Here is a 12957-nt window from a genome sequence, read left to right on the forward strand (position 1 = left end):
GACATGGGCCTGTTTGATTCATGGTTCGAGCGGTCGGCGCGCGGCGTCGCGCAGCATAGTTCGCGGCGCAGCGCGATGGCGAAGCTCGGCAAGGTGCTGGTGGGATCGGCGATGCTGCCGCTGCTGCCGGTCGATCGCACCGCGTATGCGGCCGATGCGGCGTCGGGCGCATCCGGTGCCGCCGCCTCGGGGGCGAGCGACGATCCGATGAGCTGCGACTACTGGAAATACTGCGCGATCGACGGCTGGCTGTGCAGTTGTTGCGGCGGCACGTCGAGCAGTTGCCCGCCGGGCACGACGCCTTCGCCGATCACGTGGATCGGCACCTGCCGCAATCCGCACGACGGTTCGGACTACATCGTGTCGTACAACGATTGCTGCGGCAAGACGTCGTGCGGCAAGTGCTTCTGCAACCGCAACGAGCGCGAGAAGCCGCTGTACAAGCTGTCGTTGAACAACGACATCAACTGGTGCATGGCGAACAGCAATTCGAATTACCACTGTTCGGTTTCGGTTCTGTTGGGAGCGGCGAAGCAATGAAAGTGAAGCAAGCAGGAAAGATCGCAGTCGCGTGCATGACAGCCGTGGCAGCCTTCGCGTTGCCGGGCGCCGCCCGCGCGCAGGACGCCGTGCATTACCCGGCCGGCAAGAGCCTGTTCGACGCGCAGTGCGCGGTGTGCCACCAGGCGGGCGGGAAAGGGCAGGACGGCCTCGCGCCGCCGCTGACCGAGTATCCGGGCAAGTATGCGACGGCCGAGGCGGGGCGTGCGCAACTGGTCGCGACACTGCTGCACGGGATGTTCGGCGAGATCAAGGTGCGCGACAAGCGTTACAACTTCAAGATGCCGTCGTTTGCGAGCGCGAGCGACGACGACATCGCGCACGTGCTCAATTACGTCGTGTTCGATCTCAACGCGCAGCACGGCGATGCGAAGCCGTTCACGGCGGCCGACATCCGCGCGGCGCGTGCGAAGGCGATGGACGGCACGGCCGTTCATGCGCAACGCGACGTCGTCGTCAAGGGGCTCGGCCTGTGAAGGTTGCCCGTGCATCCCGCGTTTGCGACGTCGCGCCGCGCGCGCGGCGCGCGGCGGCATCGTGGTTCGGCAACCTGTCGCGCCCCCTGTCGTCGCTGCTGATGCTTGCCGGGGCGGTCGTCGGCCTGACCGCGGCACCCGCGCATGCGGAAGGCGCGGCCGACGCGGCGCTCGCGCGGCAGCACTGGGTGCTCAACTGCATGGGCTGCCACACGGCCACGGGCGGCGGTATCGCCGGCAAGGTGCCGCCGCTCGCGAACTCGCTCGGCTATTTCACGCATCTGCCGGCCGGGCGCGAGTACGTGATGCGCGTGCCCGGCGCATCGAACTCGGCACTGTCGGACCAGGACCTGGCCGACGTGCTCAACTGGGTACTCACGACCATGAACCGCGACGCGCTGCCGCGCGACTTCAAGCCCTATACGGCCGCCGAAGTCGCCGCGCACCGCCGTCCTGCCTATTCCGACGTCGCGACCGTGCGCGCCGGCCTCGTTCGCGCGTTGCAGGCACGCGGGGTCGACGGCGTCGTGGATCGCTACTGACCGACCCATTCAGGAAATCGAGGAAGAACGAAGATGGAGACAAACCAGGACTTTCCGCTGCTCGACGCCACGCGCGCGTTTCTCGCGAAGCCGAAGAAGATGCTGATCGGCGCCGAGTGGAGCGACGCCGCGTCGGGCAGCCGGCTCGACGTCGTGAATCCGGCCGACGGCACCGTGCTCGCGCGTGTGCCCGAAGCGGACGAGCACGACGTGCAACAGGCCGTCGCGGCCGCGCGGCGCGCATTCGATGCGGGGCCGTGGCGCACCGCGAAGACCACCGACCGCGAGCGTCTGCTGCTGACGCTCGCCGACCTGATCGAAGCGAATGCGCGCGAGCTGGCCGAGATCGAGTCGCTCGACAACGGCAAGCCCGTGATGGTGGCGCAAGGGCTCGACGTCGCGATGGCCGCGCAGTGCTTCCGCTACATGGCCGGCTGGGCGACGAAGATCGAAGGCAGCGTGATCGACGCGGGCATGCCGTACCTGCCCGACAGCGAGATCTTCACCTACACGCGCAAGGAGCCGGTCGGTGTGGTCGGCGCGATCATTCCGTGGAATTTCCCGCTGCTGATGGCAGCGTGGAAGCTCGCGCCCGCGCTGGCCACGGGCTGCACCGTGGTGTTGAAACCCGCGGAAGATACACCGCTGAGTGCGTTGCGCCTGGGCGAGCTGATCCAGGCGGCCGGTTTCCCGGACGGCGTCGTCAATATCGTCACCGGCTACGGTCATACGGCCGGCGCCGCGCTGTCGCGCGATCCGCGCATCGACAAGATCGCGTTCACGGGCTCGACGCAGACGGGCAAGACGATCGGCCACGCGGCGCTCGACAACATGACGCGGATGTCGCTGGAACTCGGCGGCAAGTCGCCGGTGATCGTGCTGCCCGACGTCGATCCGGACAAGGCCGCACTGGGTGTGGCGAACGCGATCTTCTTCAACCAGGGGCAGGTGTGCACGGCCGGGTCGCGCGCGTACATCCACGCGAAGGTGTTCGACGACGTGATCGGGCGTGTCGCGAAGATCGCCTCGAGCCTGAAGATCGGCCCGGGGATGGATCCGTCGACGCAGATCGGCCCGCTCGTCTCGGCGAAGCAGCGCGAGCGCGTGTGCGGTTATATCGATTCGGGATTCGGCGAGGGCGCGCGCGCCGCGGCGGGCGGCCGCGCGATCGAGGGCCCGGGCTTCTTCGTCGAGCCGACCGTGCTGGTCGATACGACGCAGGCGATGCGCGTCGTGCGCGAGGAGATCTTCGGGCCGGTGCTCGTCGCGATGCCGTTCGACGACGTCGACACGGCCGTGCAGCTCGCCAACGACACGCCGTACGGCCTCGGCGCGAGCATCTGGTCGAACGACCTTTCCGCGATTCACAAGCTGATCCCGCGCATCGCCGCGGGCACGGTGTGGGTCAACTGCCACTCGCTGCTCGACAACGCGATGCCGTTCGGCGGGATGAAGCAGTCGGGTTTCGGCCGCGAACTCGGTCGCGCGGTGATCGACCAGTACACGGAAAGCAAGTCGGTGATGATGAACTACGCATGAGCGTAGCGGCAGGTGCGTGCGTTGCCGCCACGTCGGCCGCGCGCGCATGCCGCAGGCGGGCCCATCCGGATCTGGGCATCGCGGCCGGGCGCCGGCGGCGGGCTGCAGTCACGCGCCGATCCCGTTCGGCGCAGGCGCCCTCGACCTGAGGCATCCGCTCGATGCGGCGCCAGGCGGTGCGCAAGGCCAGCCGGCCGGGTCGAAGCACGACATCCGAGCGGACGCGCGAACGCCACGAACGCCACGAACGCATCACGCACGAACCAGCACCACGCCGAGAATGAGGCACGCCGCACCGGCCAGGCGGATCGGGCTGGCCGAATGCTGCTGGATGCCGAGCACACCGAAATGGTCGAACACGAGCGCGCCGGTCATCTGCCCGACGACGATCAGCGCGAGCGTCGTCGCGGCGCCCAGTCGCGGCACCATCAGGATCGCGATGCCGACGAACACCGCGCCGAAGAATCCGCCGGTCCAGCTGAACCACGACCCCGCATCGGCGACGGTGCCGCTCAGGCGAGGATGCGGGGACAGGAGCGCGACGGCGAGCATCGCGGCCAGGCCGACGAGGTAGCTGACCGACCCGGCCCACCACGGCGAACCGAGCTGCGCGCGGAGGTTGGCGTTGAGCACCTGTTGCAACGCCACGCTGATGCCGGCGGCGACGGCCAGCAGATACGACAGGAGAGTAGTCACGAAGAGGGCGGCTCCGGCGATGTGGTCCGTGACGGCGGTTCCGGCACGGCAGGCTTCCATTCTGGGAAGCGCGACGGTATAACGCAAATATCAAATCGGGCGCTTATCCATCTCGTTTCGGCATGCCATCCCTGAGGCAAATTCAGTACTTCCTGACCGTGGCCGATCTCGGCGGCTTCACGCCGGCCGCGAGCGCGCTCCATGTCGCGCAGTCGGCGCTGAGCCGGCAGATCGGTCAACTGGAAGACGAACTGGGGTTCCCGCTGTTCGACCGGGAGCCGAGGGGCGTGCGGCTCACGGCGGCCGGCGCGATCTATCGCGATCGCGTCGCGTCGATTCCGGCGACCCTGGCTGCCGCGGCCGAGGAGGGCGCACGGTTGTCGCGCGGTGAGGCGGGCGTATTGCGGTTCCTGCATTCGAGCACCGTTCCCGTTGGCAGCCTGATGCCGGTGCTCGAGCGTTTCATGAGCGCGTGCCCGGGTGCGCGGATCGATCTCGACCGCGCGTCGTCCGAGGATCAGGTACTGGAGATCGCGAACGGTAACGCCGATATCGGGATCGTTCGTGTGCCGGTGCTGCGCCGCGATCCGCGCGTCCGTTTCGTCGAGCTCGCGGCCGAGCGTTTGTGCGTGGCGGTGCCGGCCGATCACCCGCTGGCGGGCCGCCGGCGCATCGCGATCTCGCGGCTGCGGCACGAGCCGTTCGTATCGGCCGTGTATCGGGAGCGGGGCGGACTGGCGCGCGTCGTGATCGACCTTTGCCTGAAACGGGGATTCGTGCCCGCGACCGCCCGGATCGTGTCGCCGAAGACGTCGATGCTGAATCTCGTCGCGGCCGGGCAGGGCGTGGCGATCGTGCCGGAACGGATGGCGAGCCTCGGTATCGACGGAGTCGTCTTCGTGCCGATCTCGGATGACGACGCAAAATCGACGTGCGCGCTGGTGCTGCCGATCGAGCCGACGGCGCTGGCGGACGCGTTCGTGCGCGTGATCGCAGCGGGAAGCGCACGGGACGATGCCTGACGGGCACCCCGTGAGTCATCCCGCCGGATAAAAAAACGCCAACCCGTCGAAACGGGCTGGCGTCGTGCTTCCGGTATGGCGACGATCAGAACTGGTTCATCGTGTTGTCCTTGCCTGCCGCCTTCAGTGCTGCTTCGCCGCTGAAGTATTCCTTGTGGTCGTCGCCGATGTCCGAGCCGGACATGTTCTGGTGCTTCACGCAGGCGATGCCCTGACGGATTTCCTTGCGCTGCACGCCGGCCACGTAGCCCAGCATGCCCTGGTCGCCGAAGTATTCCTTGGCCAGGTTGTCGGTCGACAGCGCGGCGGTGTGGTACGTCGGCAGCGTGATCAGGTGGTGGAAGATACCTGCTTCGCGCGATGCGTCCGCCTGGAACGTGCGGATCTTCTCGTCGGCCAGCGTGGCCAGTTCCGTCTCGTCGTACTCCACGCTCATCAGCTGCGCACGGTCGTATGCCGACACGTCCTTGCCTGCCGCCTTCATCGCGTCGTACGCCTGCTGACGGAAGTTCAGCGTCCAGTTGAACGACGGGCTGTTGTTGTACACCAGCTTCGCGTTCGGGATGACCTTGCGGATCTCGCTGACCATGCCGCCGATCTGCGCGATATGCGGTTTTTCGGTTTCGATCCACAGCAGGTCGGCGCCGTTCTGCAGCGACGTGATGCAGTCGAGCACGCAGCGCGCTTCGCCCGTGCCGGCGCGGAACTGGAACAGGTTGCTCGGCAGGCGCTTCGGACGCAGCAGCTTGCCGTCGCGCTTGATGACCACGTCACCGTTGCCCAGCTGGTCGGCCGACAGTTCTTCGCAGTCAAGGAACGCGTTGTACTGGTCGCCCAGGTCGCCCGGCGTGTTGGTCACGGCGATCTGCTTGGTCAGGCCGGCGCCCAGCGAGTCGGTACGGGCCACGATGATGCCGTCGTCCACGCCCAGTTCCAGGAACGCGTAGCGGATCGCGCGGATCTTGGCCAGGAAGTCCTCGTGCGGCACGGTGACCTTGCCGTCCTGGTGGCCGCACTGCTTCTCGTCGGACACCTGGTTTTCGATCTGGATACAGCATGCGCCCGCTTCGATGAACTGCTTGGCCAGCAGGTACGTGGCTTCCGCGTTGCCGAAACCGGCGTCGATGTCGGCGATGATCGGCACGACGTGCGTGACGTGGTTGTCGATCTTGTCCTGGATCGCGGCCTTCGCTGCAGCGTCCTTGGCGGCATCGAGTTCGCGGAACAGGCCGCCCAGTTCACGGGCGTCGGCCTGGCGCAGGAACGTGTAGAGCTCGCGAATCAGCGCGCTGACCGAGGTCTTTTCGTGCATCGACTGGTCCGGCAGCGGGCCGAACTCGGAGCGCAGCGCGGCGACCATCCAGCCGGACAGGTACAGGTAGCGGCGTTCGGTGCTGTTGAAGTGCTTCTTGATGGAGATCATCTTCTGCTGGCCGATGAAGCCGTGCCAGCAACCCAGCGACTGCGTGTACTTGGACGGGTCGGCGTCGTAGGCGGCCATGTCGGCACGCATGATCTTCGCGGTGTACTTGGCGATGTCCAGGCCCGTCTTGAACTTGTTCTGGGCACGCATGCGGGCGGCGTACTCGGGGCTGATCGCATTCCACGCGCTGCCGTGGTTTTCCTTCAAACCGGCAACTGCCTTGATGTCGTCTTGATACTGGGCCATGTCAATCTCCTGGGAGCAAAGCGCGTTTGAGTAACTGGTTGAGCGTGCCCGCTACGTCTGTCGCAGCGAACTGCATGGGATAAATAGTAACGCCGCTCGTTGAGCTTTTGGTGATGTCTTATATAAGACATAAGACATTATTTTTTGTTGTTTTTCAATGGGTTACGCTGCTGTTTTTGCGATGCAAAACAAGTTTTCAAGCGGCGAAAACGCGGCGGCGCGGGAAATCGGTGTGGATTCCGCAATACGAAACGCGCTTTCGGCTGCTGGAGGCCGGGCCAGCTTCACATGCGTCCATGACACCCGTTCGTCGGTGCGGCGTGCGCGTGCCGCGCCAGAAGCCGCACCGGCGCTCCGTTTCGTCCTGGCGGAGCCCCAAGCGGCGCGCCGCATGTGGACAAGCTGAATTCCCTCGCAATACGCGCAAGAACCCCGTCCAACAAGCCTTTCAAGAAACCTAGTGGTTTCCACTCATAGTCGCAATCTGTCAAGAACAGGTCGCCGCCGGTCTTCTCGCGACCAATATGGCTCGTTACTTTTACTCCCACGATGCAGGTCGGCGCACACCCCGCGCACCGGCTGCCACGAGTCCAACAGGGAGGAACCGAACCATGAAGTCGACGAAGATTGCCGCGCTTGCCGCGGCCGTGCTGGCGACCGGCGCGTTCACGCATGAGGCATGGGCCGAAACGGATGCCGCGACCTGCCGCACCGTGCGTTTCGCGGATATCGGCTGGACCGACATCACGTCGACCACGGCGCTCGCGTCGACCGTGTTCGAGGCGCTCGGCTACAAGCCGACCACGACGATCGCGTCGGTGCCGATCTCGTTCGCCGGCCTGAAGAGCAAGCAGCTCGACGTGTCGCTCGGCTACTGGTGGCCCGTGCAGCAGAAGCAGCTCCAGCCGTTCCTCGACAGCAAGTCGATCAACGTCGTCGAACCGCCGAACCTGTCCGGCGCGAAGGCAACGCTCGCGGTGCCGAGCTACGAATACCAGGCCGGCCTGAAGACCTTCGAGGACATCGCGAAGCACCGTGCGGAACTCGACGGCAAGATCTACGGGATCGAGCCGGGCAGCAGCGCGAACGCGACGATCCAGAAGATGATCGACACGAACCAGTACGGGCTCGGCGGCTTCAAGCTCGTCGAATCGAGCGAGGCCGGGATGCTGGTGACGGTCGAGCGCGCGATCCGCGAGAAGAAGTGGGTCGTGTTCCTCGGCTGGGAACCGCATCCGATGAACATCCAGCTGAGCATGAACTACCTGTCCGGCGGCGACGCGGCGTTCGGCCCGAATTACGGCGAAGCGCGCGTGTACACGCTGACGGCGCCCGACTTCATCGCGCGCTGTCCGAACGCGGGCAAGCTCGTCACGAACCTGCGCTTCTCGACGCAGCTCGAGAACCAGCTGATGCAGTCGGTGATGAACAAGACGAAGCCGGCCGAGGCCGCGAAGGCGTACCTGAAGAAGAACCCGCAGGTGCTCGATCCGTGGCTCGCGGGCGTCAAGACGTTCGACGGCAAGGACGGGCTGCCGGCCGTGAAGGCGTATCTCGGCCTGTGACGGCCCGCGCGCCGCTCGCGGCGCGCCCTGACGAAACACCCGCAATGCGACACAACCCGAGTCAAGCGAGGCAACCAGCATGAACCATGAAGTCATCATCACCTGCGCCGTCACCGGCGCGGGCGATACGGTCGGCAAGCATCCGGCGATTCCGGTCACGCCGAAGGAGATCGCGGCCGCCGCGATCGAGGCCGCGAAGGCCGGCGCGACCGTTGCGCACTGCCACGTGCGCGATCCGCAGACGGGGCGCGGCAGCCGCGACCCGAACCTGTACCGCGAAGTGGTCGACCGCATCCGCTCGGCCGACGTCGACGTGATCATCAACCTGACGGCCGGCATGGGCGGCGATCTCGAGATCGGCCCGGGCGAGGACCCGATGCGTTTCGGCAAGGGCACCGACCTGGTCGGCGGCCTCACGCGCCTCGCGCATGTCGAGGAGCTGCTGCCCGAAATCTGCACGCTCGACTGCGGCACGCTGAATTTCGGCGACGGCGACTACATCTACGTGTCGACGCCCGCGCAATTGCGCGCCGGCGCGAAGCGCATCCAGGAACTCGGCGTGAAGCCGGAGCTGGAGATCTTCGACACGGGCCATCTGTGGTTCGCGAAGCAACTGCTGAAGGAAGGGCTGCTCGACGATCCGCCGCTGTTCCAGCTGTGCCTCGGCATTCCATGGGGCGCGCCGGCCGATACGGGCACGATGAAGGCGATGGTCGACAACCTGCCGCCGGGTGCGCACTGGGCGGGCTTCGGGATCGGCCGCATGCAGATGCCGATGGTCGCGCAGGCGATGCTGCTCGGCGGCCACGTGCGCGTCGGCCTCGAAGACAACATCTGGCTCGATCGCGGCGTGCACGCGACCAACGGCACGCTCGTCGAGCGCGCGCGAGAGATCGTCGAACGGCTCGGCGCCCGGGTGCTGACGCCGGCCGAAGGCCGCCGCAAGCTCGGCTTGCCCGCACGGGGCGAGCGTCTGCTCGAACGCCGAGCGGTCGCCGAGTTCGCGTGAGCCGTTGCGCTGACCGACCGACATGACGCGGCGGCACGCCCAGCGCGGCCGCCCACCGATTTCCCCTGATTTGAAGGATGCGTTGACATGGCTGTGAAGACCGACATCAAGACGTTCGCCGCCATCGGCACCGGCGTGATCGGCAGCGGATGGATTTCCCGCGCGCTCGCGCACGGTCTCGACGTGGTCGTCTGGGACCCCGCGCCGGGCGCGGAAGAACGGCTGCGCGCGAACGTCGCGAACGCGTGGCCCGCGCTCGAGCGCGTCGGCCTCGCGCCCGGCGCCGATCCCGCGCGGCTGCGTTTCGTGGCGACGATCGAAGCGTGCGTCGCCGATGCCGATTTCATCCAGGAAAGCGCGCCCGAGCGCGAGGCGCTGAAGCTCGAACTGCACGAGCAGATCAGCCGCGCGGCGAAACCCGACGCGATCATCGCGTCGTCGACGTCCGGGCTGCTTCCGACGGATTTCTACGCGCGGGCGACGCATCCGGAGCGCTGCGTGGTCGGCCACCCGTTCAATCCCGTCTACCTGCTGCCGCTCGTCGAGGTGCTCGGCGGCGCGCGCACGTCGCCGGAAGCGGTCGAAGGCGCGATGGAGATCTATCGCAAGCTCGGCATGCGGCCGTTGCACGTGCGAAAGGAAGTGCCGGGCTTCATCGCGGACCGGCTGCTCGAAGCGTTGTGGCGCGAGGCGCTGCATCTCGTCAACGAAGGCGTCGCGACGACCGGCGAGATCGACGACGCGATCCGCTTCGGCGCGGGCATCCGCTGGTCGTTCATGGGCACCTTCCTGACCTACACGCTCGCCGGCGGCGACGCGGGCATGCGACACTTCATGCAGCAGTTCGGCCCCGCGCTCGAACTGCCGTGGACGAAGCTGGTCGCGCCCACGCTCACCGATGCGCTGATCGACAGCGTCGTCGAAGGCACGACCGAACAGCAGGGCACGCGCAGCATCAAGGAACTCGAGCGCTATCGCGACGAGTGCATCACCGAGGTGCTGAAGTCGATCGCCGCGGTGAAGGCGCGGCACGGGATGCGATTCGAGGACTAAGGGACTAAGGGACTAAAGGACTGAAGGCGATGACCGGCGATACCCCGCTGACGATATACCGCGACGTGGTGCGGCCCGAATGGGTCGACTACAACGGCCACCTGCGCGATGCGTTCTACCTGCTGATCTTCAGCTTCGCGACCGATGCGCTGCTGGATCGCATCGGCCTCGACGACGCCGCGCGTCGCGAGCGGGGCCGCTCGGTCTACACGCTCGAAGCGCACGTGAACTACCTGCACGAGATCAAGGAGGGCACGCAGGTGCGTGTCGATGCGCGTGTGCTGGCGCATGACGCGAAGCGGCTGCACCTGTATCTCGAACTGTTCGCGGACGGGCATGACGATGCGGTATCGGCGAGCGAGCAGATGCTGCTGCACGTCGATACGCGCGACGGCGCGAAATCGGCGCCGTTCGACGACGACGTGGCCGCACGCGTGGCCGGGCTGCATGCATTGCAGCGCGATTGCGCGGCGCCCGCGTATGCGGGCCGCGTGATCGCGTTGCCGCCGCGCCGATAGCGGGCGCGAACCTTCAAGCGCGGAGCGCACACGATGCTCGAACCGGAAATCGCGGCGTTCGTCGCTGCCGTCGACGCGTGGTATCCGGCCGACGCGGCCGTACGCTCGCCCGTCGAGCAGCGCCGCCTCTACGACCGCTTCGCGGCCGAGTGGACGCCGGCCGCGCTGCCGGCCGGCATCGTGCAGCAGGACGCCGTCTGGCAGGCGCCCGACGGCCGCGCGATCGCGCTGCGGCGCTACACGTCCGCGCAGGGTGCGCCGCGCGGCACGGTGCTGTTCTTTCATGGCGGCGGCTTCGTCGTCGGCTCGCTCGACAGTCATGCGCTGATCACCGCGCAACTGGCGGCCGATACGGGGCTCGACGTGATCGCGGTCGACTACCGGCTGGCGCCCGAGCATCGCGCGCCGGCCGCGCTCGAAGATTGCCTGGCCGTCACGCGCGCCGCACGCGACGCGCGCTGGCCGTTCGGGCCGTGCGCGCCTCCGCTGACGCTCGCGGGCGACAGCGCGGGCGGCATGCTCGCGGCGGCCGTGGCCACCGCGTTGCGCGATGCGGGCGAAGGCGGTGTCGACGGCATCGCGCTCGTCTATCCGATGCTCGGGTTCGAACCGCAATCGCCCGCGCGCGAAACGGAAGCGCACGCGCCGATGCTGACGCTCGACGACGTCCATCGCTATCGCGCGCTGTACTGGAACGGCGGCCTGTCCGATGCGCTGGGAGACGGCAATCCGCTGTTGCGCGCGTCGGTGCCGCTCGCGGCTGCGCGTTTCGACGGCCTGCCGCCCGTCCTCGCGATCGGCGCCGAACACGATCCGCTGCGCGACGATGCGCGCGTGTACGTCGAACGGATTCGCGCGGCCGGCGGTGCCGCGCACTACTGGATGGGAGAGGGGCTGGTGCACGGCTGCTGGCGCGCGCTCGGAACGAGCCCGCAGGCGGCGCGGATGCACCGGACGGTCGGCGGGTTTCTGCTCGCACCACACGCGTAGCGGGCGTTTCCGGGAGGCAACGATGCAGGCAGCGCAACACCGTATCGAGGACTGGCGGACGTTTTCGGTCGACGCGACCATTGCGGCGGTCGTGATTGGCGACTCAGCGGTGGACGTCGAGTGGAGCGACACGCGACGATCGCCGTTTCACTTCGACTGGCTGCGCGACAACTGCGCGTGCTCCGCATGCGTGCATGCCGTCACGCGTGAACAGGTGTTCGAGATCGCCGACGCGCGCGAGGATCTCGCCGCGCGCGCGGTGCACATCGAAGCCGACGGCGCGCTGCATGTCGAGTGGAACGACGGACATCGCAGCGCGTGGTCGCCGGGATGGTTGCGCGCGCATGCGTACGACGACGCGTCGCGCGCCGAGCGCCAGGCCGCGCACGGGCGGCACGTGTGGGCCGGCGACGATGCGACGGCCATCGGCGTGTTCGCGTGGCGCGACGTGATGGAGGACGACGGCGCATTGCGCGCGTGGCTCGCCGCGTTGCAGCGCACCGGGCTGACGCTCGTCGAAGGCGTGCCGGCCGAGCGTGGCCGCGTCGACGAGATCGCGCGCCGCATCGGCCTGATCCGCGAGAGCAATTTCGGTGTGCTGTTCGACGTCGAATCGAAGCCGCGCCCGGACAGCAATGCGTATACGTCGCTGAACCTGCCGCCGCATACCGATCTGCCGACCCGCGAGCTGCAGCCGGGCGTGCAGTTCCTGCATTGCCTGGCGAACGATGCGACCGGCGGCGACAGCGTGTTCCTCGACGGCTTCGCGCTGGCGGATGCGCTGCGGCGCGAGCATCCGGCCGATTTCGAGCAACTCGCGTCGACGCCGTTCGAGTTCTGGAACAAGAGTGCGAACAGCGACTATCGCTGCTCGGCGCCGGTGATCGGGCTCGATGCACGCGGCAACGTGACCGAGGTGCGCGTCGCGAACTTCCTGCGCGGGCCGCTCGATGCGCCGGCCGGCTCGGTCGCGGCCGTCTATCGCGCGTACCGGCGGTTCCTCGCGCTTGCGCGCGAGCCGCGCTTTCGCGTGCAGCGCCGGTTGCGGGCGGGCGACATGTGGGCGTTCGACAACCGGCGCGTACTGCATGCGCGCACCGAGTTCGATCCGTCGACCGGCCGCCGGCATCTGCAGGGTTGCTACGTCGATCGCGACGAATTGCTGTCGCGGTGGCGCGTGCTGTCGCGTTCGGCGCCCGCCGCGGCTGCACCGCACTGACGGGCAAGCGCGGCTTCATCCTGCCTGCACACCTGCCGCGCAGGATGAAAAAGCGCCCGGACGCGAGGCGCCCGGGCGAAGCCACCCGCTGCCGGGCG

At 67.5% G+C, this 12957-nt stretch carries 13 protein-coding genes; 11 read left to right on the forward strand and 2 right to left on the reverse strand.

Translation table 11 applies throughout. The features are described 5' to 3' along the window. Positions 1-3 precede the first annotated feature (3 nt). From E9536_RS18230 to E9536_RS18245, 4 genes are all read left to right on the forward strand, one after another. Entirely contained in the window at positions 4-540 is a 537-nt protein-coding gene (locus tag E9536_RS18230) for a methylamine dehydrogenase light chain (protein WP_136470334.1), read from the forward strand. Beyond that, positions 537-1037 carry a cytochrome c gene (locus E9536_RS18235; protein WP_060206617.1) on the forward strand — a complete coding sequence of 167 codons (501 nt, stop codon included), beginning with the start codon at positions 537-539 and terminating at the stop codon, positions 1035-1037. Before E9536_RS18230 ends, E9536_RS18235 begins: the two co-directional genes overlap by 4 nt. Before the next feature lie 101 nt (positions 1038-1138). Further along, on the forward strand, positions 1139-1579 hold the full coding sequence (locus tag E9536_RS18240; RefSeq protein ID WP_217443839.1) for a cytochrome c: 441 nt from the start codon (positions 1139-1141) through the stop codon (positions 1577-1579). A gap of 33 nt (positions 1580-1612) precedes the next feature. Further along, positions 1613-3118 (forward strand): aldehyde dehydrogenase family protein, encoded by a 1506-nt coding sequence (locus E9536_RS18245; RefSeq protein WP_136470336.1) that lies wholly within the window; start codon positions 1613-1615, stop codon positions 3116-3118. Between the two features lie 252 nt (positions 3119-3370). On the opposite strand, the gene E9536_RS18250 is transcribed toward E9536_RS18245, so the two are convergent. Beyond that, complete coding sequence (locus E9536_RS18250) at positions 3371-3814, reverse strand: DMT family transporter (protein WP_059698543.1); 444 nt, start codon at positions 3812-3814, stop codon at positions 3371-3373. Positions 3815-3936: 122 nt separating this feature from the next. On the opposite strand from E9536_RS18250, the gene E9536_RS18255 reads away from it, so the two are divergent. After that, positions 3937-4836 carry a LysR substrate-binding domain-containing protein gene (locus tag E9536_RS18255; protein ID WP_136470337.1) on the forward strand — a complete coding sequence of 300 codons (900 nt, stop codon included), beginning with the start codon at positions 3937-3939 and terminating at the stop codon, positions 4834-4836. A gap of 85 nt (positions 4837-4921) precedes the next feature. Here E9536_RS18255 and E9536_RS18260 read toward each other — a convergent pair whose 3' ends face one another. Continuing rightward, a complete protein-coding gene (locus E9536_RS18260) occupies positions 4922-6505 on the reverse strand; it encodes an isocitrate lyase (protein ID WP_021161457.1) in 1584 nt (527 codons plus the stop codon). Between the two features lie 611 nt (positions 6506-7116). Between E9536_RS18260 and E9536_RS18265 the strand changes: the two genes are divergently transcribed. From E9536_RS18265 to E9536_RS18290, 6 genes are all read left to right on the forward strand, one after another. After that, the gene (locus tag E9536_RS18265; protein ID WP_060173682.1) at positions 7117-8070 is read left to right on the forward strand and encodes a choline ABC transporter substrate-binding protein; all 954 of its coding nucleotides are present in this window, start codon (positions 7117-7119) and stop codon (positions 8068-8070) included. 79 nt (positions 8071-8149) lie between these two features. Continuing rightward, positions 8150-9079, forward strand: coding sequence for a 3-keto-5-aminohexanoate cleavage protein (locus E9536_RS18270; protein ID WP_119337895.1), 930 nt, complete (start codon positions 8150-8152; stop codon positions 9077-9079). Between the two features lie 87 nt (positions 9080-9166). Further along, positions 9167-10132, forward strand: coding sequence for an L-carnitine dehydrogenase (locus tag E9536_RS18275; protein WP_124671638.1), 966 nt, complete (start codon positions 9167-9169; stop codon positions 10130-10132). A gap of 29 nt (positions 10133-10161) precedes the next feature. Further along, positions 10162-10650, forward strand: a complete 489-nt coding sequence (locus E9536_RS18280; protein ID WP_021161452.1) for a thioesterase family protein — start codon at positions 10162-10164, stop codon at positions 10648-10650. A gap of 33 nt (positions 10651-10683) precedes the next feature. Continuing rightward, entirely contained in the window at positions 10684-11640 is a 957-nt protein-coding gene (locus E9536_RS18285; RefSeq protein ID WP_060357460.1) for an alpha/beta hydrolase, read from the forward strand. Positions 11641-11662: 22 nt separating this feature from the next. Then, the gene (locus E9536_RS18290; RefSeq protein ID WP_136470338.1) at positions 11663-12859 is read left to right on the forward strand and encodes a TauD/TfdA family dioxygenase; all 1197 of its coding nucleotides are present in this window, start codon (positions 11663-11665) and stop codon (positions 12857-12859) included. The last annotated feature ends 98 nt before the right edge of the window (positions 12860-12957 follow it).

It is taken from the genome of Burkholderia sp. LS-044 (genome assembly GCF_004803625.1).
GTDB lineage: Bacteria > Pseudomonadota > Gammaproteobacteria > Burkholderiales > Burkholderiaceae > Burkholderia > Burkholderia cepacia.